The organism is Thiorhodococcus drewsii AZ1, from assembly GCF_000224065.1.
Lineage (GTDB): Bacteria > Pseudomonadota > Gammaproteobacteria > Chromatiales > Chromatiaceae > Imhoffiella > Imhoffiella drewsii.
In genome coordinates this window covers 16,629-37,615 of sequence record NZ_AFWT01000035.1, presented here as the reverse complement: position 1 = coordinate 37,615, position 20,987 = coordinate 16,629, and the positions used below count along the sequence as shown (strand labels likewise).

General features: G+C 58.6%; 13 protein-coding genes. 3 read left to right on the top strand and 10 right to left on the bottom strand.

Annotation, left to right across the window (positions count from 1 at the left end):
- The first annotated feature begins 232 nt into the window (after nucleotides 1-232).
- Entirely contained in the window at nucleotides 233-1,339 is a 1,107-nt protein-coding gene (locus tag THIDRDRAFT_RS18350; RefSeq protein WP_007042401.1) for an ISAzo13 family transposase, read from the top strand.
- Nucleotides 1,340-1,398: 59 nt separating this feature from the next.
- On the opposite strand, the gene THIDRDRAFT_RS18345 is transcribed toward THIDRDRAFT_RS18350, so the two are convergent.
- The 9 genes from THIDRDRAFT_RS18345 to THIDRDRAFT_RS18305 all read right to left on the bottom strand — a co-directional run bounded on the left by THIDRDRAFT_RS18345 (nucleotide 1,399) and on the right by THIDRDRAFT_RS18305 (nucleotide 14,990).
- Nucleotides 1,399-3,384 carry a glycosyltransferase gene (locus THIDRDRAFT_RS18345; protein ID WP_007042400.1) on the bottom strand — a complete coding sequence of 662 codons (1,986 nt, stop codon included), beginning with the start codon at nucleotides 3,382-3,384 and terminating at the stop codon, nucleotides 1,399-1,401.
- Between the two features lie 77 nt (nucleotides 3,385-3,461).
- On the bottom strand, nucleotides 3,462-4,148 hold the full coding sequence (locus tag THIDRDRAFT_RS25790; RefSeq protein WP_007042399.1) for an FkbM family methyltransferase: 687 nt from the start codon (nucleotides 4,146-4,148) through the stop codon (nucleotides 3,462-3,464).
- 39 nt (nucleotides 4,149-4,187) lie between these two features.
- The gene (fcl, locus tag THIDRDRAFT_RS18335; protein ID WP_007042398.1) at nucleotides 4,188-5,153 is read right to left on the bottom strand and encodes a GDP-L-fucose synthase; all 966 of its coding nucleotides are present in this window, start codon (nucleotides 5,151-5,153) and stop codon (nucleotides 4,188-4,190) included.
- A gap of 61 nt (nucleotides 5,154-5,214) precedes the next feature.
- Nucleotides 5,215-5,661 (bottom strand): DUF29 domain-containing protein, encoded by a 447-nt coding sequence (locus tag THIDRDRAFT_RS18330; protein WP_007042397.1) that lies wholly within the window; start codon nucleotides 5,659-5,661, stop codon nucleotides 5,215-5,217.
- Nucleotides 5,658-6,788, bottom strand: a complete 1,131-nt coding sequence (gmd, locus tag THIDRDRAFT_RS18325) for a GDP-mannose 4,6-dehydratase (RefSeq protein ID WP_007042396.1) — start codon at nucleotides 6,786-6,788, stop codon at nucleotides 5,658-5,660. Before gmd ends, THIDRDRAFT_RS18330 begins: the two co-directional genes overlap by 4 nt.
- A 43-nt stretch (nucleotides 6,789-6,831) precedes the next feature.
- Nucleotides 6,832-10,590, bottom strand: a complete 3,759-nt coding sequence (locus THIDRDRAFT_RS18320; RefSeq protein WP_007042395.1) for a glycosyltransferase — start codon at nucleotides 10,588-10,590, stop codon at nucleotides 6,832-6,834.
- 272 nt (nucleotides 10,591-10,862) lie between these two features.
- A complete protein-coding gene (locus THIDRDRAFT_RS18315; RefSeq protein WP_007042394.1) occupies nucleotides 10,863-11,807 on the bottom strand; it encodes a sulfotransferase in 945 nt (314 codons plus the stop codon).
- A complete protein-coding gene (locus THIDRDRAFT_RS18310; protein ID WP_040845358.1) occupies nucleotides 11,804-13,327 on the bottom strand; it encodes a hypothetical protein in 1,524 nt (507 codons plus the stop codon). The genes THIDRDRAFT_RS18315 and THIDRDRAFT_RS18310 overlap by 4 nt, the downstream gene beginning before the upstream one ends.
- Nucleotides 13,328-13,427: 100 nt before the next feature.
- Nucleotides 13,428-14,990 carry a hypothetical protein gene (locus THIDRDRAFT_RS18305; protein ID WP_007042392.1) on the bottom strand — a complete coding sequence of 521 codons (1,563 nt, stop codon included), beginning with the start codon at nucleotides 14,988-14,990 and terminating at the stop codon, nucleotides 13,428-13,430.
- 193 nt (nucleotides 14,991-15,183) lie between these two features.
- Between THIDRDRAFT_RS18305 and THIDRDRAFT_RS24040 the strand changes: the two genes are divergently transcribed.
- Together THIDRDRAFT_RS24040 and THIDRDRAFT_RS18295 are read left to right on the top strand one after the other, a co-directional pair.
- Entirely contained in the window at nucleotides 15,184-17,808 is a 2,625-nt protein-coding gene (locus THIDRDRAFT_RS24040) for a glycosyltransferase family 2 protein (RefSeq protein WP_050984769.1), read from the top strand.
- Nucleotides 17,763-19,982, top strand: coding sequence for a glycosyltransferase family 2 protein (locus THIDRDRAFT_RS18295; protein ID WP_245535888.1), 2,220 nt, complete (start codon nucleotides 17,763-17,765; stop codon nucleotides 19,980-19,982). The genes THIDRDRAFT_RS24040 and THIDRDRAFT_RS18295 overlap by 46 nt, the downstream gene beginning before the upstream one ends.
- Here THIDRDRAFT_RS18295 and THIDRDRAFT_RS18290 read toward each other — a convergent pair.
- Entirely contained in the window at nucleotides 19,963-20,919 is a 957-nt protein-coding gene (locus THIDRDRAFT_RS18290) for a glycosyltransferase family protein (RefSeq protein WP_040845355.1), read from the bottom strand. The two genes, THIDRDRAFT_RS18295 and THIDRDRAFT_RS18290, sit on opposite strands and share 20 nt — an antisense overlap.
- Between the last annotated feature and the right edge of the window lie 68 nt (nucleotides 20,920-20,987).

Here is a 20,987-nt window from a genome sequence, read left to right as displayed (position 1 = left end):
TAGCGGACATCTACACTCTTCCGCTCACGCAGAGCGAATGGTCTGCTTGCGCCGATCTTGCACCCGACAGAGCACCATGAATCCGTTGCCCGGCTACGACGAAGAACACGAATAGACGATGCGCCTGTATGCCGCTCGCTGCCCGAAGACCACCGTCGCCGCTATGCGGCGGTGGAAGCGCTGAAAATTGGCCATGGCGGCATCGCCTACATCGCCTGCCTGGATGCTGGGCATGAGTCGACGGACGATCTATAGCGGGATTCGTGAACTCGAGGTGATGGGAGCGGATGACTCCGATTCGCCGACGCCTCCCAGCGGGACGGGGCGCACTCGTCGTCGCGGCGGCGGGCGCTCCAAGGTCACCAAACGCCAGCCGGGGCTCGAACACGCGGCCGCCTGCGTGCTCGACGTGCACACCGCAGGGAGTCCGACCGATTCTGAGGTCTATTGGACCCACCTCACGCCTGCGGGCCTGGCCAAGGCGTTGCTGGATTGGGGGTATGAGATCAGCCGCCAAACGGCCGCACGCCTGATGGACTGGGCGGGCTATCGGCGACGGGCGCTGCACAAGACCTTGATCGCTGGCCACGTCGATCCCCAAGAACGCGATCAACAGTTTCAGCTCATCGCCCAGCAGCGCCGCGAGCGACAGGCACGACGGGCTCCTGTGATCTGCGTCGACACCAAGCACAAGGAGCGTCTGGGGTTTCTGCATCGCCCAGGGACGTGGACGTGCTATGGCACGGCGGCGCAACCGGTCTACGATCACGATTATCCGCACCTGGCCACCGGTGTGGTGGTGCCGCATGGCGTCTACGACCCGGTCGATAATGTCGGCTTCCTCACCCTCGGCAACTCGCGCGAGACCAGCGACTTCGTCTGCGATGCTATAGCCTTGGCCTGGGAGCAGCAGTTCCACGCCTGCTATCCGACGGCCACGGAGGTATTCTTGACCTTTGATGCCGGCGGGACCAATGCCGCGCGCTCCTGGCGCTTCAAGGAAGACCTGATCGCCCTCAGTCGGCGCCTCGGCATGCGTTTGCGCATCGCCCACTACCCGCCATACACCTCGAAATGGCATCCCATCGAGCATCGCCTGTCCAGTCAGGTCGAGCACAGCCTGCGCGGACAGATCCTCGATACCCCTGAGACGGTGCTCAAGGCGGTGGAGCGCACCACCACCGACACCGGACTGCGCGTGACGGCCTGCCTCCTTGATCGCGTGTATGAGGCGGGGCGCAAGTGCTCCGAGACCTTTCGCGCCATCAAAGACCAATTCATTCGTCATGATGAGGCGCTCGGAGCATGGAACTATGTTGTCGACGCCAATGGAGTTTGAGCAAACTCATCCATTCAAATGCACCATTTGTTAGTGAATCGTTCCTAAATATAATGAACTCAGAACTTGTTCCAAGCTTCGTCAATAGTAATCAAATTAAATGGCGGATTACGAAACAAATCAAAATCGCCAAAATGTGTTGATGTTTTTCCCATTCCAAAATTATGGATCGTTTGCTCAGGTGTTTTTGCATGTAATAACCCGTCCGCCCCCGTCAAGAGTGCTAGGGTCTCATCCCAAGCAAAAAATTTGAAAAAAGTATGCGATGGCTGGCGTGGCGGTGTAATTTCGATACGTGCCAGCACCTCTGGCGTAGCGATGCGCTTGACGACTTTTAGGTAATCGTCTTCAAGCAACGAGTAAAGATCGACTAAGCGATGCAGATAGGGTGTTAGTTTTTTACTCGTCGTGCCCCAGCCCCAGCCCTGAAAACGTGGAAACTGTTCGCCTTCTTCTGGTACCTGGAAATGATGGCCATAGATTGAAAAAACACGTTCATCGTTAGCGATTGAATTTAGCATTGAACGAAATGTCTCGACAGCTTTTCTTGTTGGAAAACAATCGTCCTCCAAAATAAGAAAGCTATCGTATTTCTGTGTCATATACGCTAAGCCATGCAGCATCGTTTTACGAAACCCATAATTTCCTTTGATTCGCTTTACGGCTGACACACCGTATTCATGGGCAATGCGCTCGGATTCTTCCGTTTCTAGTCGCGTCTTCTCCTTGCCTTGCGCGCCATCAATCCAAACGGTTGTTACATTCGTCGCGTTTTGTTCTTTTAAGCTGCGCAAAACCAAGCGCAAGGCATCGTGCCGAGTGTGCGTGAATAGAATAATCCCGAAAGGATGTTTTTTGGCTGGAGCCTTAGATGGAACCTTGTAAGTCGTGTCACCTTGTAGATAATAAGGGTCTAACCAGACAGAACCATTCTCAATCGCACAATCAATTGAACGCTCCGATACTGCTCGCTCGAAATCCGCGACCGAGAAGAATCTGGTATGCATTTTCTTCGCGATCGTCACAAGGTATCGCCGCACATGTCCACTGCTCTTTACAGAAACCACCTCTGTTGGACGATCTATAAAGCGTTGAAACGCTCGTTTACGTTCATCTTCACTCAGATTTTTTTCGATTTCTTTGTTATATGTTGCTTGCTCTCTGCGTGAGAGCTGATCAGGACTCTGCACGAAGGTTCCGAAGGCTTCGTCATGGACGTAGAGCGTCTTACCAGTCTTCGCTAGTTTCCACCAAAGAAAGTAATCGCCAGCCAATCTGAAGGATGCAAATTCGGCGCTCGGCACGGATCGAAACAGTTCAGCTCGAAAAAAGGTACCTTCCTGCTGGTGGTAGTGAAAATGGTTGCCATCGCATATCCCAGCGCTTAAAAATTTAGAGTTAATCGGAAGTTCAAAGCGAACAAGCCGCCCCTCCATATTTTCAATACTTTTGCAACCGCAGATCCAGTTAATGTTGTGCCAGTCATTAACCTCCTGGGTGCGCAAGATGCAATCGATTGCATTTTCCTCGAGAATATCGCCCGCATTGATCCAGGTAAGCCAGGATGTATTAGGTGGATTCAGTCTTTCGACGCCTTTGACGATGGCCTCGTACATTGATCGATCTTGCTCAGACGCAATTGTCAACGATATTCCTTTCTGGGCAGCCGTCTTCGTCAACCCTTTGACTACTTTAACGGTGCCATCAGATGACAAACCGTCCTGAACATGAATGGTGATTGGTGCTACGGCCTTAAGGCGAAAGATAGATTTTAATGTCCGCTCTATTGCTACTTCACCATTCTTCACAGGGATGACAATAAAAAAACGCTCGTGTTCTTTACCCTGGCGCTGAATCGTAGTCTTGTCTTTGGTCCCTTCGGCACTACGATTGAGTGCTCGTTTAGATAGACCTGAGGCGATGGCACGATCTCGGTCACTCGCTAATCTGGACTGTAGCGCTTTTAATTTATTAAGCGCCGATGATTGCTCGCCAGCATCGGTAAGTTTTCTTATCTCTATAAATTCAAGAGCCAATGACTTCATCGCGTTATCCAATTATCTGCATTTTAATGGTAAATTTTTTCTTAAGAGTTCCGTGACATAAATATTTTGAAAACAAATCAGTCAACTGGTCGCCAAAGATCACGGCGAAATCCGGATTTAATGTTGGGCTTATAATTTTCATCGACGCGTTCAAGACGCACGAAGAAAAGATCAACTTGATAAAGTGCGCTGCCATAGTAAACACGATCACAGATATCAGTTAATAGAAAACCGTTAGCCTGAAGGTAGGCAGCCGTGGGCGCGATTTTCGCTGTAATCGCCTCACAGATCACGACTTCGAAGTTCTTGAGAAAGCTACCAAAGCCCTTGATAACCGGTAGATCGCTCCCATCTGTATCGATCTTCAGAAGTGAGTTATTCGGAACACTGATACCCATGGAATCGAACCGGCAGGAGTTAAACTCCTCACAGCTAACGGTATCTTTACCATCAACAGCTTCTGGTTCTGCTTTAAGCGAAGAATGTGTTGCGACACCATTCTTATGAAGACTGCGTTTCACGAGAAAACCTTGATTTTCCTCATCTGAAAGGGCAACGCGATGTAAGGTGTAATCAATTGAACTGTAGTTCTTTTCAATCGCAGGCAGATGAGTATCATCGGGCTCGAACAGATAATGCTTAATCTTCGGAAAAAGCGCGATGAGTTCTGCAGTCTGACTGTTAACCCCAACATCAAAAACTGCAGCCGGAAGAGATCTGCTATCGTAGTAACGATGCAATGCTGTTGACTTTGTGGATTTCATAATCAGGTGTAATCAAACATCAATAAAGTGGTTATCAACTCACCGCCGAAACTTCCCCAAATGCCCACAAAACCACCCATACGTCTGCCGCAACCCCTCCTCCAGCCCATACGCCGCCCGCCAACCCAGCGCATGCAGCCGCGAGACATCCAATAACTTCCGCAGCGGCCCATCCGGCTTGCTCGGATCAAACCGCAGCGCGCCCCGATAACCGATCACCCGAGCGATGGTCTCGGCCAGCTCGCGAATGGTCACATCCACCCCGGTGCCGACGTTGATATGCGAGCACATCGGCTGGGTGCTGGCCTGATAGGTCGCGAGGTCGAGATTCAGCACATGCAAACAAGCAGCGGCCATATCGTCGACATGCAGGAACTCGCGCTTCGGGGTACCGCTGCCCCAGATGACGACTTCGGGGGCGTTTGCTTGGGTGGCTTCATGAAAACGTCTGAGCAGCGCCGGGATGACGTGGCTGTGCTCGGGATGGAAGTTGTCGCCGGGACCATAGAGGTTGGTCGGCATCACGCTGCGGTAGTCGCGCCCGTATTGGCGATTGTAGCTCTCGCAGAGCTTGATGCCGGCGATCTTAGCGATGGCGTAGGGCTCGTTGGTGGGTTCGAGCGGGCCGGTCAGAAGCGCGTCCTCGGCCATCGGCTGCGGGGCTTCGCGCGGGTAGATGCAGGAGGAACCGAGGAACAGCAGTTGTTGGATGTCGGCCTGATGCGCGGCCTGGATGAGGTTGGCCTCGATCATCAGGTTTTGGTAGATGAACTCGGCCGGCAGACTGTTGTTGGCCTGGATGCCGCCGACCTTGGCGGCGGCGATGATGACTTGGTCGATCTGGTGCTGTTGGAAGAAGGCGTTGACGGCCTGCTGGTTGAGCAAATCGAGTTCAGTGCGGCTGGCGGTGAGCAACTCGATCTCGCCCTTGGCTTGCAGTTGGCGGGCGATGGCGCTGCCGACCATGCCGTGATGGCCGGCGAGGAAGATGGTGGGCTGGCTCATGGCGCATCCTCAAAAGCTGTCCTGATCGGGTCGGTGCAACGCGTTCGAGCGGCGAGTGGAATCATTGTTCTCGCTCCGGAAACCAGTCATCATTAAGCAAGACATCCAGTTCATAAGGGTGCTGGTCTGGAAACTCGCCTCTCGACAACCCGGTTTCTTTCACAGCAAGTGTGACGCCATCTGAGTAAGCCCGCTCGACGGCCTGCGCCAAAAATGGCTGCAAGCTTGGACAGTCGGCCAGTAGATCGCGAATCCGTAACCGCTGCTCCAGGATGGAGCCGCGCCAGGAGATACTTCGATGGGTTGGCTGATAAGCCCACTTCAGCAGGTGCGCTAACAGAATTTTGAGCCGGCTAATGAGCTCTTGCCGATCGCGCCGAGCCATGGCGTCCAACTCCTCGATTAAGTGTTCGACATCAAGCTCTTGAAAGCGACCTTGTTTCAGCAGCTCGGCTGTTTGCCGAGCCCAGGCATGGATGTCCTGCTCATAGAGCACTTCGATACTCATCGCCCGTCCTCCCTCGCAATCGGGATGCGATGCCCATGCGCCTTGAGCAGGGCGAAGCGCCGCGCGCTGTTGAGATCCTCGGCGACCATCTCGGCGACCATCTCTTGAACGGTGATCTCGGGCACCCAGCCGAGACGCTTGCGTGCAAGGGTCGGATCGCCGAGCAGGGTCTCGACCTCAGCGGGGCGGAAGTAGCGCGGGTCGACGCAGACGATGCTGTCACCGACCTTGAGCGCGGGGGCGATCTCTGAGTCGGCGATCGCGGTGACGAAGCCTTGTTCGTTGATGCCTTCGCCTTGGAATTCGAGGCTGATACCAAGCTCGGCGGCGGTCCATTCAACGAATTGGCGCACCGAGTATTGCTTGCCGGTGGCGATGACAAAGTCTTCCGGCTGCTCCTGTTGCAGCATCAGCCATTGCATGCGCACATAGTCTTTGGCATGGCCCCAGTCGCGCAGCGCATCCATATTGCCAAGATAGAGGCACTGCTCCAGACCAAGGGCGATGTTGGCCAGGGCGCGGGTAATCTTGCGGGTAACGAAGGTCTCGCCGCGGCGTGGGCTCTCGTGGTTGAAGAGGATGCCGTTGCATGCGTACATCCCATAGGCTTCGCGGTAGTTGACGGTGATCCAGTAGGCGTAGAGCTTGGCGGCGGCGTAGGGGCTGCGCGGGTAGAAGGGGGTGGTCTCGCGCTGCGGGACTTCTTGGACCTGGCCGAAGAGCTCGGAGGTGGAGGCCTGGTAGAAGCGGGTCTTGTCGGTGAGACCGAGGAAGCGGATCGCCTCGAGCAGGCGCAGGGTGCCGATGGCATCGACGTCGGCGGTGTATTCGGGGGCCTCGAAGCTGACGGCAACGTGGGATTGGGCGCCGAGATTGTAGACCTCATCGGGCTGCACCTGTTGGATGATGCGCGTGAGGTTGGAGGTGTCGGTGAGGTCGCCGTAGTGCAGGACGAACTGCTGGTCGTGCTGGTGCGGGTCTTCGTAGATGTGATCGACGCGCTGGGTGTTAAATGACGAGGCGCGGCGCTTGATGCCGTGAACTTCGTAGCCTTTCTCGAGCAGGAATTCCGCGAGGTAGCTGCCGTCTTGGCCGGTGATGCCGGTGATGAGAGCCTTTTTGGGCATCAGAATGTTGCTCCGTTGTACTTTGTGCGAGGTGCGGCGGTGTTCATCCGACTGCCGCAACCGGAGACTGGATGGACGTTGCCTGGCCAGCGTTACGGTGAAAGCTGGCCGCAGCGGTCACTTGTTCACAGAGGAAGCCAAACAGGGCCTCTGGGTTTGGTTGTAGGTACTGCCGACGAAACTGCCCTGCCCCTTCGGCAAGCGCAGCGGTGCGCTTGGAGTCGGCCAAAATCGCTTGGACGGCTTCGGCGATGTTTGCGGCGTCGGCCGATTCTAACACCCAGGCGTGCTCGCCGTGGCAGGCGCGCAGACCAAGATTGCTGCGCGGCAGGATCACCGGTCGTCCCATGGCGAAGTATTCGGGCAACTTGCTAGGGATGCGCTGGTCGTTGAAAGAACCCGCGCGGCCGGGCTGCACTAGGATGTCGGCGGCGGCCAGCACTTCGGGCAGCTGTTGGCGTGGCACCCAGCCGAGGTGGTGGATGTGCGCACAAAGGTCAGGGTCGATGACCGGGGCGTCGGCCTCGGGGTCGCGCCCGGTACGCAGCAAGTGAGTTGGGCGACCGTGGCGATTGAGCCGCTTGAGGGCGCGGTAGAGTTCGGTGATCTCATCACGGTTGGCGTGATGGAGGTTGCCGGTATAAGCGAGGACACAGTCGTCGTCGGCAATGCCTTGAGCGCGGCGCAGAGTGAGATTGCGCGGACGTGGGTAAAACAGTCGCTCGTCGATCGGGACGCCTATGACGCAGATGGGCCGCTGGGCGAGGTTGAAGTGGGCCAGACTATCGATGATCAGTGTAAGTCCTTGCGCTTGGCGCAGGAAATCGGCGCCGCGCCGGGGGTGGTAGCAGTGGCCAGGGATACGCTGGTCGAGTTCGGCAAGCGGGCATTCGGCGAGTTGCGCGTAGGGCTGGTCGAGGGCAACCTCGGTGAGGTGCTGCTCATTGTCTTCCATGTGGATAACCAGGGCGCAGGGATGGCGCTGGCGCAGTGCCTGGACGCAGCGGCGGACGTTCTCACGCGGGGTCCAGGCGTGGATGACGTCGGGGCCACGACCATCTGCGAAGAGGTGCAGCGGGTTGGCGCGCAGGGCGTCGCTGAAAGCCTGTTGGCGCAGGCCGTCGGGTCGATCCCTGGTGACGTGTTTGTCCTGAACGAGACAGAGAGTGTCAGCACCGCGCGCGCGCAGGTCGCGAGCATGGAGCTGGATGTGGTAGCCACTGTTGCTGTCGAGAGGGCCGTTGAGCACGAAGAGGATGTTGAGCCTGGCGGGCTCAGGCGCGCTTCGCTGTTGCTGTGCTTGGACATGAACCTGAACTTGCGTCTGGGCCAAACTGCGAGCGTGGTTACTCCAAACCTGTTTGAAGTGCGCGTGGTTGCGCTGGATGCGCTCGGCGGTAACGGCCTTATCCCGCCGCCGGGTGATCATGTGCCCATGCTGCAGGCTGAGCCCAGTCAGGCACCAACTCACCTTGCCAAGATCACGGCGCAGACGCAGGCAGAAATCGATATCTTCCAGTCCGTAGTCGTAATCGGTGCTGAAGCCGCCAAGCTGGTCGAAATCGGCCTTACGGCAGAGCAGAAAGGCGCCGGTGACGGCGGACTGCTCGCTGCCTGAGTCGACGGGCATTGGGTGGGCGCTCGCGGCGCAGATCTGCTGCGGCTGATGATAGCCACGGTTTTCGTTCCAGACAAATTCGATGCCTAAGTGCTGCACACTCGGCATCTGGCCTAGGGGCAGGCTCGCGGAGTCGTCGTCGAGTCGGATGCCAACAGCGCCGATGCTGGGGTCTTTGAGCCGTTGCACAGCGGCGGGTAGCGCATCACTGGTGTAAACGATGTCGTTGTTCAGGAACAGCAGGTTGGAGTAGCGGGCGAGCGCGGCAGCCAGATTGCAGGAGTCACTGAAGCTGTAGTTACGCCCGCGCGGCAGGTGCCAGAGGTCGGCCTCTGCCTGGTGCCGGGCGATAACAGCGGCGGTATGGTCGGCGGCGTCGTTTGGGTCGCCGTGATCGACGATGATTAGTTCCACCGGCTGGTGACTGTTGATGGCGAAGAAGCTGCTGAACAGGCGCTCGAGCAGATCGGCGCCGCACAGGCTAAGGATGATGATGCTGACACCGTCGCGGGCGGCGGACTCGCTGCTGAGCAGGGTGCGCGACAGTGGGCCGAGACTGGAAATCGCGGCTAAACGCTCTAAAGGGCGCTGTAAGGATCGCCGCAAGGGGCGACGAGGCGACGACGGCAGCAGGGCGCGCAGGCGCTCGCGGTTGACCTCTAGACTCAGCTCGCGGGTGAAGACCGGATGCGGACCGGGTGGCACCTGCGCAACGCTGGAGCAGGTGCCGCGCAGGCGCGCGAGAGCTGCGGCGAGTTGCGCCGGCAACGTTTCGCGGGTGACCGGGATGAAGGCGCCCTGCTCGGCGAGATCGGCCAGGCCGGGGGTAGGTTCGGCGAGCACGGTGAGACCCATGGCGAGGGCGTCGCTGAGTTTGGCGGGAGTCTGGTCGCGGGCGGCGGCGGAGTCCGGGTCTTGCAGCAGGACGGCGAGATCGGCGGCGGCGAGCAGGTCGGCGATCTTGGCGAAAGGTTGGTCGTCGAGCAGGCGAATGGCGAGCGCGCCGCTGGCGTGCAGGGCTTCGAGGGCCTGTTTGAGGGCTTCGGTGCCGGGCGGGAAGGTCCCGACGATAAGGTAGAGCAGGCCCGACGGCTGCGGGCTGGACCGGTTCAGACTGACCAGAGCTTGGGCGGTCTCGAGCAAGCCTTTGTGCCAACGCGGGGTGCCGAGGAAAAGCACCACCTGTTGCTCGGCGGCGATCTGCCAATGCGTCCGCGCCCAGGCCCGGCGCTGGGCCGATGACTGGCCGACAGGCTGGAATTGGAGCGGATCGCGGGCATGGCGGATAATCTGGCCGCCGTGACACTGTTGCAAGGCGCGGTTGGCGACGCTAACGCCGTCGAAGGCGTGGATCAGGCTCATGGCGAACTCTGTCCATGGGCGCCCAGGCAGATCTTGACAGAGCGGGAGGCCATTGTAGCGCTGCAGCCAGTGCGTCAGGGCCAGCTCGGGCGGATGATTGCTCGGTCCAGGGCTGGAATCATCGGGCGACTCATTGGCCAGCAGGGGCTCGCCGCGCACGAAGGCGAGCTCGTCGTCATCAATATCGACCAGCACGCGTGCGTCCCAAAGGAGCTTGTAGAGCAAGCCGAAGAGAATGTTGGGCATGCGCGGCTTGGACAGATGGACCAAGTCGAAGGGGTGGACGCTGACCAGATTGATGGCTTGGGCCATGAACTGGGCGTCGTCTTCGATGAGGATGCTGTGCACGGGGAGAGCGGTGTCGCGGATCGGCGCCCAGAGCTGGTGGCCGAGGCGGGCAAAATAGCTGCCGATGAGAGCGACGCTCTCAATGCGCACACAGGCTCCTTGCAGAGGCTCGCGGAGCGCTCGGCGGATGGGCGCTTTGGGGGACGCCGAGCTGGTCTGGCTGGAGTGTTGCGCTAGGTCTTGGTAGAGACTGGCAAGGGTGTGGGCGCGCCCAGCGGGGTTTCCCGATAGCGACCAGCTAGCGACAGCAACACGCAGCACACCAGCAGCTTGGCGCTGATGGCGGTAGCGTTTGCGCGCGAGCAGAAGATTGTAGGCAAGTTGGTTGCCGATGGGGCCAAGGGAATGGCTGCGGCCATCGCGTTGGAGATGCCGGGTCTGCAGACCAAGTGCGTAGTGGCGCACGGCTTGGGCGCACTGACCAACGCGTAGGGCAGCATTACCTTGCTGGAGCGAGCTGAGGGCTTCGGACACACTAAAACTTCCTGTTTAATGTCTACATCAGCAAGCAGGTTGCCTGCCTGCTTGGCCGATGGCCGAGCCGTGGCTCGAAGGAGAAAAATTGTATCTGAATTCGACACCCTTGTGAATCGATAGGTACCGATCGCTCCCCAGCGTCAAGATAGAAGCCGTCTCCCATTGGGAGGATATGCACGAGGAAGGGACCACGAGCACCAACTCATGGCAGGAGCCAGTGACCCCATCGACGACGCCATGATGACGAATCTCCACCTCCACCTCGCGCTCTATCTGGTTCCTGTTTCCGCCAGGCTGTATTCGAGCCGGGCAAGCAGGGTCATGAAGGGCTCGGAGTCGCGCGCGTCCTGCTCGATCGTGGGTGGATGGGCGCGGCACGGGCGTGGACTGATGAGATCGCCGCGACGACCGCTGTCGCCAGAGAGCGAGATCGCGGAGAAGGTGTCGGCAAAGTCAGGGCTATAGCGAAGCATCAGGATGTCACAGATGCGCTGCATGAGGGTGGCTGGGTCGGCGACGAAGTCTTCGTAGCGGATGACCTCGCAGTCCTGATAGGTGTCGAGGAATTGATGGTAACGCTGCGCGTATTCGTCCAGGGTAGACGGAGTGAAGTGTTGCACCCAACCGGTATCTTGCAGACTGAGGTAGGAGTCGAGCGGGTGACGCACGGTGACGAGGGATTGCACCGGGTGGGCTCGGCTGACGATCTCGCGCAATGAGGGCCGCTCGGGGACGGCATCGCTGAAGTTGAACTGACCGTGACTGTAGTCACGCAGGATGAGCTGCTGGCCTTGGCGCAGGGCTTCTCCATAGAGCACTCCGAGGCCGACGAGGAAGAGCTGAATCTGGGTCTCGGTGCCGGCCGGGCGCGAGCTGAAGCGGCTGAGGCCGATGAGGTCAGTCGGGAGAAAGCCGCCGGGAACGAAGGGACTCAGCGGGTCGACCTCGCTCAGTAGGTGCGTGTTGGGCTGCGCGGCAATGCAGCGACTGATGAGGGTGCCGCCTGTGCAGGCGAGATGATGAACGGTGCGCACCGGTGGTGGATCCTGATGCACCTCGGCCTCGGCCAACAGCTGCTGACATTGCTCGAGCAGGCTCGGGAGCGGCTGTGCGAGGGCCTTGGAGTCGGAGGCCGTTTCGCCGGCATAGTCGCGCAGGAGATCAAGGGCGCTGTCAATGACCTCGCGGAAGGGCTCGGCACTGCGCGGGCTCATGGCAATTTCCCCAATGGCCACTCGCTACAGCCGGCTTGGCTTTGGGATGGCTGTTGCGGCTCAAGGGATGGGGCGAACTCGGTGTCTTTGGCTGTGCGCTCGGTGAGTTCTTCAGGTGTGCGGGCGTTGCCGTTCGAATGATGCTCGAGCTGATTCAAGTAACTGGAGGCAAGGGTCAGCCGCTCTGTGAGCTGCTTGAGTAGGATCTCTTGCTTGTCTTTTTTCTCAATGACCTCGGCGTAACGCTGCTGGAGATCTCTCAGGTCTGATTCGCGAAGCATCTGTATGCGCAGCGCGAGGGCGTTGTCACGCCGCAGGGCGGAATAGGCTTCATCGCGCTGGGCAAGCTGATCTGCACGCTCGGCGGCGAGTTTGGCCTGCTTTTCGGCTTCAGCCTTGGCGTTGACGGCCAGCTTGGCTTGCTCGTCGCGGGCGGATGCCAGGGCCGTCTTTTCCTGGGCGAGCGCGGCCTTTTCCGCACTCAGCGCCTCGATCCGTTGCTGGCGCTCGGCGGCAAGCTTCGCCTGCTCGTCGCGTGCGATTGTAAACGCCGCCTCGTTCTTAGCGAGCGCATCTTTCTCGGCAGTTAGCTCCTCGAGTCGCTGTTGGCGCTCGGCGGCGAGCCGGGCCTGCTCGTCGCATGCGGTTGTCAGTGCGGCTTTGTCCTTGGCGAACGCGTCCTTCTCGGCGGTTAGCGCCTCAATCCGCTGCTGGCTCTCGGCGGCGAGTTTCATCTGCTCATCGCGCGCGGTTGTAAGCGTCGCCTTGGACTTGGCGAGCGCGTCCTTTTCGGCGGTTAGCGTCTCGATCTGTTGCTGGCGCTCGGCGGCGAGCCGGGCCTGCTCGTCGCGCGCCTCCACTAGGGCGTGCTTGTCGAGCTCGAGAGTTTGTATTCGCTCTTGAAAACGCAGGCAGTCCAACTTGAGTGGATTGAGTCTCAGGGTCCAGCAGGGCCTATCGGGATCACGGCTCTCGTCGCATGCAACCACGTCGAAGCCTTGCCCAGACAGCCAATCCAAGATCGCGCCAGCGCCTTCGCCGCTGGCATACAGAGGCTCATGCCCACAGTGCAATTGCAGATGACGGAAGCCGTGAAGTCGCGAGCCTTCATGCAACGCCTGCAGCACGGCCAATTCTTCCCCGGGAAGATCGACGATGAGCAGATGCTCGGCGTCTGGATTCAGCTCCAGCGAATCGACGAAGGCACAGGGATCCTGTGCCTCCATGGTTAATGTTTGCTGAAACCGGAGACCTGGAAAGAGCGCTTGCAAGCGCGTCGCTTGGTGCAAACTGCCGGCATCGGGCAGATTGTAGCGATGAAAGGTGACAGACCCCGAGGTCGCGGCAATGGCCAGATTACGCACACTGACGTGGTCGTCATCCTGAATAAGAGCGGTCAGCTTCTCGGCTTGACGCGGATCGGCCTCGACCAGGATCAATCGCTTAGGATCCAGCGCCAGATGGGCCTCTAGCTCCTGACAAGGACCCGCGCCCAGATGGATGAGTGTATTGATAGTCATAACAAATTTGACGCGATCTGAGGTTGACATCTCGTGCGGATCTCAGACAGAACGAGAATCCGAATCGGGCTTTCGAGACTCCAGTGTCGACAGGAATCCATTATCCGTTCCAACCAGGGCGAGTTTGGCGATTTTCGGCCTGACCGAAACGATGGTAGTGGACCAGTGGATTCATGATCGAGCCTGCCACATCCGGGTGTCTGGTCATGTAAAAATGGGTATCGAACCAGGAGGATGGATTGCGTCGATCGGCAACACCGTGGCACACGTAGTGCTCGACGGGATCGAAGCCTGCCTCGGCGACATCGGGATATTGGCGCAGATACCATTCCTCATCGAAAAGCCGAGATTCCTTGATGATCGCGATATAACGTTCCAAGCGCTTGCGCTCCTTGCGATTTTTTGCAAACAGCCCACGGAATTTAAGCGCAGGGGGACGCGGACGACGGACTGAGCGCCTTGTTGCGGCGCGAGGAGGCATGACGGCGGACCGCTCTGGCGGCGAGGAACCGGTCGGATCGGACGACTCCGGCACCAATGCCTGATACTTCAGGAAATATTGCTCTAGCTCTTCTTGAACTTGATGCAATTGCAACAACAACAGCTCGTTTTCCTCCTTGATGTCCTTGTGGTCTGCTTCCAGCATGCTCAGACGCCCCCGCGCCTGAGACAACTCGCTGTCTCTCTCTGCTACCCGGCGCGCCTGCTCGTCGCGCGCCTGTATCAAGGACGCTTCCTGCTCCTTTGCCGAAAGGAACTGACTTTCTAGCTCCTCTTGGACTTGATGTAACTGCAACAGCAGCAGCTCGTTTTCCTCCTTGCTATCTTTATAGTCAGCTTCCAGCGTGCTCAGACGCTCCCGCGCCTGGGCCAGCCCCTCCTCCTTCTCGGCAATCAGACGTTCCTGAACGTCACGTTCGGCCGAGCGTTGCGCACGTTCGCGCAGATAGTGCTCCACGAGTTGGGACGGATCCGGATCGGGCTGTGGAGGACGATCGGCGAGCGGTAGCGCGTGCGCTTCGAGCTCCGCTTGCAAGAGAGGCAAATCTGGCTGCATGTCCAACCAGCGTCGCACCAACATGCGTTCGAGAGGCAACTCCACTGAGGGGGCGGACGACTCGCGATCGAAGAGGCTCAACTCCAGTCCCAAACCTCGAACAGCCTCGACCATCCCTTGAGGGTCAAGGCGCGCGGAGTCTGCATCCAACAATAGGGCGCGACGACGATAACGACGCTGAAAACCGATCAGATGGCGTGCCGCCATACGCCAACCAGACAGGAAGTCATCGGGTTGATCGCCACGTAAGAGTGCCTGAATCAGCGCGGTTTCGGGAGCCGTGTAAAACAGCAGGAAGCGAGCTTGCGGACAACGGGCGGCCCAGACATCGAGCAGCCAGAAATCGCGTTCATCGGCGAGAATCAAGGGTCGGGAGTAATCTTGACGCGACAACCATTGGTCCAGAACCTCAAGCATAGAGGCATCCGGATCGATCTCTGACCGCAATTCTAGCGCCTGACCGCAACTCGAGCGCGCCGCCATTTGATCACGCCAGCTGGACAGCTGGTCGGCGTCAACGCCTTCATAGGCATCCAGCGAACAGGCGAAAAGTGCCAAATCCCAGCCGCTTCCAGCATAACCGGTTGTAATGAAAAGACTATCCATCGACAGGCTCAATCCTCAAAAATGACGACATCACTGCCTATGCTAACATGCGCCTCCTTTCAGGCAGCCACACACTCAAAATTCCATGCAGGGATCTCGCGCCAAGACATCCTCGTTGCCCCAGCGCCTCACCTTGACCCCACGTTGGTGGCGTCGAGCGCGAAAACGCGCGAAGTCTCGTCGGGATGCCGCATTGCTCGCGCTAAGTCCTTACTTCGACGCGGCTTACTATCTCGCGCGCTATTCCGATGTCGCCAGGCATCCTCAGTGGGCCAAGCATCCTGCGCTGCATTATTTGCTCTACGGCGGCCTTGAGGGAAGGCGCCCGAGCGAATCGTTCGACTCCGCCTGGTATCTGACCCGATACCCCGACGTGAAGGCGGCGGGCATGAATCCCTTGCTGCATTTTTTGCGTCACGGTTACGGCGAGGCGCGACTGCCGCAGGCATTAAAGTCGGCCCTATTGAACGATCAGCTCTGGGCCGGGGCGGAGGCGACCGCACTGCCCGCGCTTGAAAAACAGTTGGAGACCCCGGGAATCAGTGATCAGGAGATCGCTTGTGCCGCCTGGTCGCTCGGGCGCTGGTATGCCTGGCGAGGAGACTGGCACGCGGTCGCGCGCGTATTGAGACGCTATCGCGCTCTGGCACAGCCCGTGCCCGGACACCTGGCACCACGCCTGCTGGACATCGACGCGGAGATACGCACGGGCGCCCTGGAGACAGCCCAGTGCCTTCTGGACGACCTGCTCCAGCAACATCCGAATCACCCGGATCTGTGTCTCTTGCAGTCGAATCTGATGCTGGCCCAGGAACCACAGAATGAAGCGGCATCAACGACTCAACAGCGACTGGCCTGGATCAATCGCCCCTATCTGGCGCGAGACCTGGAGCCGGTCCGAGTATCCTCGGATCACACTCAGGCACCCGAGGGATTGACGCTGGACGGCATCGACTGTGCACCCATTGCAACCAACAGACAGCAACCACTGAAATTGGCTGCTCCATTGGTGTCGGTGATCGTTCCTGTCTGGAATGCCGCCAACACGCTCGCAACCGCCTTGGAGAGCCTGGCGCGACAGACCTGGCCGGCACTGGAAATCATCGTGGTGGACGATCATTCCTCCGATGACACGGCCGCCTTGGCCGAGGCATTCGCCATACGCGATTCACGCTTTCGTCTATTGCGCCAAACCAGCAACCAGGGCTCCTACGCCGCACGCAATCTCGGATTGTCAGCGGCACGCGGCGCCTTCATCACGACGCACGATAGCGACGACTGGTCTCACCCACGCAAGATCGAGTCGCAGGTCACGGCCTTGCTCGACTCGCCCGATCTGGTCGCAACGGTCTCCCATTGGGTGCGCACGACGACCGATATGCGATTCGGACAATGGAGCACACCCTCCGGCTGGATGGGGTGGGTCCACCGCAATGTCTCTTCGCTACTATTTCGCCGCACCGTCTTTGAGGAGTTGGGATTCTGGGATCGAGTCACCGTAAATGCCGATACCGAATACTACTATCGCATCATCCACGCCTATGGTGCCGATTCGATCCGCGAGGTCTATCCAGGGCTGCCGCTATCGTTCGCACGGCACGCCCCCAACTCACTGACGCAGCGAGCCGAAACGAACCTGAAATCGGTCTTTTCAGGGATGCACAAAGACTATCAGGAGGCCGCCAGACTCTGGCATGAGCAGGCTCGACGACCGAGCGATCTCTATCTGCCGGCCCATCCAGGGCAACGCCCCTTTCCCGCACAGGGCAAGATGTGTCCCAATGGCGACCCGACCGCCCCGCACATCCCGCCGCTACCGCTCGCCCGCAGGGCTGAAGACATCCTCTCCCCTCTCCCACACACCTTGCTGTTCGTGCACATCCCCAAAACGGCCGGGACCAGCTTTCGCAAGGCCGCCGTCGAATATTTCGGCAAGGAGGCCATTCAATGCGATTATGGACTCGACACAGACACCACGCCGCTGATACGTACCTGGTCTTACGATCAGGAAGATTTCTTTCAGCTCGCCAGCCAGTTCGAGCAGACCGGGTGCCGACTGATCTGTGGTCATGTACCGATTGGCCGCTATGCGCCGCTGGTTTCCATCCTCAACACCCTTAGTTTCGTGCGCCACCCGGTGGATCAGGTCATCTCGCATTTCGAGCATCACCGCCGTCGGTTCGGCTATAAAGACACCCTGGAGGCATTCGTCGCTCACCCGGGAAATCAAAACAGACAGAGTCGATTGCTCGCGGGCGTTCCACTTGAGGCCATCGGCTTCATCGGCCTCACGGATCGTTATGAAGAAAGCCTGGCCTTGCTCAACCAGACCTTCGAGACTGGGTTTTCGGTATTGACGCTCAACATCAATCCCCGCAAGGCCGAGGTTGCGAATTATCGACTCGATCCGGAGATCGAACGCCGGATTCTGGAAACCAACCGCTCAGACAGCGTCTTGGTGGAACGCATCGCAAGCCTGCTCAAGGCACGTCTCACGGCCCAGGCATCAGGTCACGCCTTCGTTCATGGCGCCATCCAAGCGGTCAAGGCCAAGACGATTTCCGGATTCGCTTTCACGCGCCAGAGAACCCCCGTAATGGTGCGGCTGGATATCAATGAGGTGCCCGTTGCAACCGTCAGCGCCACGACTCAGAGGCCCGGTTTGCGCAACCTCGGCGCTCCACGTCAGGGATGCGTCGGTTTCGACTTCCATCTCGATACACCCTTGGCGCCCAATGACTGCATCCAGTGCGTTGCCGTACCGAGCGGACAATGTCTGGGCACGCAAGTCTGGCAAGCGCCCGCCAGCAAACCATGACCGAGCGTTCCGCGCCCTCAGGCATCCGTTTGCACGAAGCCAAGGGAGCCAATGTCTTTCGCTCCGGCACAAAAGTCTGGAAGGTCGTCGACACGCCGGCCTGGATCGAATTGACCTGGCCCGGCAGCCTTCCTTCTGAATGGGTGCTGCTGCGCGGGCGCCTGCTGCGTCGAGGACGTGATTTTTCAGCGCGACTGATCGCGGAAACCGAGACGGGCGCCAGCTACACCTATGATCTGCCCATTTCACTCAAGGGCACATTGTTGGAGCTGATTCGGCTTCCCCCGAATACGCGTCACCTGAGACTTCAACCAATGAACTCCATCGGTGAGTGCGAGCTGCATGAGTGGACCGTCCGACCGGTGTCGCGACTCGAACGTATCGCCTATCGCTGGCGACGCGTTCTCCCCGTCTATTCCAAGCTCTCGCGACAACAACGCCAGACGCTTGGACTGAGAGCCATCACCCCGCTCCTAGATCTAAAGAAGGCCTATCGGCTGGCCGGAAATACACGCTTCTATGCCCCATCGCTGTTCTATGAACAATGGTTCGACCTGTTTGGCCGTCTGAAGGAATCCGACCGTCGCCGTATTCGATGGCTGATTCGCAGCTGGCGCAACAGACCGACATTCGACATTCTGATTCCGAATTCCAGCACCGACAGCGACGCCATGCTGCCCCAAACCCTGGAATCATTAGAGCGCCAACTCTATCCTGATTTCGAGATCACCAGCAGCATCAATGAAGCCAATTGGACGCTGATTCTGAAGCCAGGAACGCTCTTATCCGAGCATGCACTCTATTGGCTGGCACACGAGATCAGATCCACCCCCAAGGCGCGCCTCATCTATTGCGACCACGATGACATCCAATCCGATGGATCACATGGGGATCCCTGCTTCAAACCGGATTGGTCACCCGAACTACTGCGCTCCACCGATTACATTGGACTGGCAACCGCGTTCCATGGCGCCGTTCTGAAGGATGCATTAGACAGCGAAGAACCAGCGCATCTAAAGAACATGGACTCCCACGATCTGTTGCTGCGCGTTACCGAGCGATTGAAAGGCGAAGAGATTCGACATCTCGCCGCGCCTCTGTGGCATTTTCCGAAGATGCAGCACAGCACAATCCAGAGAAACGCACAGGACGAGTATTCCGTTCACGCCAATCCTGTACAAGCACATCTCGATCGACTCGGCGTCGAAGCACGCGTCGAACAGACCCCGCGTCGACACTTCCGGGTTCACTATGCGCTGTCGAACCATCAGCCACGCGTCAGCCTGCTGATCCCGACTCGCGACACACTGGACTATCTGCGCCGGTGTATCGAAAGCATTCTGACGCGCACCACATACCGGAACCTCGAAATCCTGCTGATCGACAATGGCAGCGTGGAAAGCGAAACACTCGCCTACCTCGATAGGCTTGGCCGCTCATGCACCGACGAGGATCGACGCACTTCCGCATTCACTGCGAACAGGGGAACGCCTAGGATCCGTGTACTGCGCGACGATCGTCCTTTCAATTTTTCGGCGCTCAACAATCTGGCCGCGCGACATGCCACTGGCGAGGCGATCTGTCTGTTGAACAACGACACCGAGGTCATTACGCCAGACTGGATCGAGGTATTGCTCGGTCACCTCATCCAATCCGGCGTCGGTGTAGTCGGTGCCAAGCTCTATTACAGTGACGGGCGAATCCAGCATGCGGGCGACACCGTCGGTCCTGGCGGATGCGCGCATCACCTGCATGCCTTTCTCGAACGCGAAGAGCCCGGATATGGCGATCGCGCAATCCTGGCTCAGGATCTGTCGGCGGTTACCGCCGCCTGCCTCATGACGTGGCGTAACCTATATCTCGATCTCGGAGGGCTCGACGAACGCAATCTTCCAGTGGCGTTCAACGATGTCGACTATTGCCTGCGCGTCCGCGAGTCTGGCCGGCGGGTGATCTGGACTCCGCATGCCGAGTTGTATCATCACGAATCGGTCTCGCGCGGGAAAGGAGAGAATCCGAAAAAGGTAAAACGGGCGGCACGCGAACTCGCCTATATGCGCAAACGCTGGGGACACGTCATGCAACACGACCCCTTTTACAACCAAAACCTGAGCTATCAACGACCGGATTTCTCACTGAGCCACATGCCATCGGTCACACGCCCATGGCTTTGACCGATGTCTGCTTGCGTATCGCTCCAGCGAGCAACGTTTGACGCAATGACTCATCATGGGCCAGTTTCAGAATGGTCTCGATCCAGGACTGTTGATCCATCGAAGCGACCCAGCCATCCACCGCATGCTCGACCGTTTCGCTGCACACCGCTCCGGGCGCATAGATCCCTACGGCACCAGACCGGGTGATATCGAAGAATTTAGTGCAGGAACGAGCGTGATTGAAAGGTCGATCGAGCAGGGGTGCCAGACCGATATGTCGTCCCGGCATGGCGATGAACGCCTGATAGGCGGGCCAGGACATGGGATGCACGACGCTGGTTCGAGGCAGGCGCCGATATAGCCGATGCACATCGTTCCCGCCGATGATCTCGAAGACCAATCTAGATTCGGCTCCAATGGCAGCCTCAATGACTGGATACAGCCATCGAATCTCCGCGGCGTGCGAGGCGCTCCCGTGATAGAAGACGCGGATGATGTCATTGATACCAGACGCCACCAATGGCAAGGGCGACACCAGAGTCGGTTGCCAGGTCGCGTATTTGCGCTGAAGGTAGGACGTGGACACCCAAAGCCGAGCCTCCTGCTCGCGCAGCCATCCTCGGCGCCAAGTCGCCAACCGCGCGAGTTTGAAGCGATAGCGCCAGGGAAGGCCACGCGCGGCATTGCCATCGAACAGGTCATCGTCCATGAAAAAGATCAGATCTGCCAACCTCGGGCGAACCCGCTCGATCAGCCTCGCCCAATGTTTGGGTACATAGCGCACGAAGACAACCATGGCACCATCGAGTTGATTCGGATCCGGAATTGGCCGAAAACCGCAACGAACGATCCGATATCCGTTGGCCCTCAAGACGGGCAGCACGAAATAATCGGTCGAGGGATTGGCTCGCTCATCAATCAGATAAACGAGCGGTTGATCGGGATGATTCGGCATCTGGAACTCGAGGGTACTCACCAACCTAACGGCTGCATGCGGTTTCGCGATCAGAATACCCTGAAACG

Bases quoted from the DNA above. Each gene is read 5' to 3' on its own strand.
- THIDRDRAFT_RS25790 (WP_007042399.1), bottom strand. From the start codon at position 4,148: ATGAAATCCACAAAGTCAACAGCATTGCATCGTTACTACGATAGCAGA.
- THIDRDRAFT_RS18290 (WP_040845355.1), bottom strand. From the start codon at position 20,919: ATGCCGAATCATCCCGATCAACCGCTCGTTTATCTGATTGATGAGCGA.
- THIDRDRAFT_RS18350 (WP_007042401.1), top strand. From the start codon at position 233: ATGAGTCGACGGACGATCTATAGCGGGATTCGTGAACTCGAGGTGATG.
- THIDRDRAFT_RS18330 (WP_007042397.1), bottom strand. From the start codon at position 5,661: ATGAGTATCGAAGTGCTCTATGAGCAGGACATCCATGCCTGGGCTCGG.
- THIDRDRAFT_RS18345 (WP_007042400.1), bottom strand. From the start codon at position 3,384: ATGAAGTCATTGGCTCTTGAATTTATAGAGATAAGAAAACTTACCGAT.
- THIDRDRAFT_RS18305 (WP_007042392.1), bottom strand. From the start codon at position 14,990: ATGGATAGTCTTTTCATTACAACCGGTTATGCTGGAAGCGGCTGGGAT.
- gmd (WP_007042396.1), bottom strand. From the start codon at position 6,788: ATGCCCAAAAAGGCTCTCATCACCGGCATCACCGGCCAAGACGGCAGC.
- THIDRDRAFT_RS18310 (WP_040845358.1), bottom strand. From the start codon at position 13,327: ATGACTATCAATACACTCATCCATCTGGGCGCGGGTCCTTGTCAGGAG.
- THIDRDRAFT_RS18295 (WP_245535888.1), top strand. From the start codon at position 17,763: ATGTCTGGGCACGCAAGTCTGGCAAGCGCCCGCCAGCAAACCATGACC.
- fcl (WP_007042398.1), bottom strand. From the start codon at position 5,153: ATGAGCCAGCCCACCATCTTCCTCGCCGGCCATCACGGCATGGTCGGC.
- THIDRDRAFT_RS18315 (WP_007042394.1), bottom strand. From the start codon at position 11,807: ATGAGCCCGCGCAGTGCCGAGCCCTTCCGCGAGGTCATTGACAGCGCC.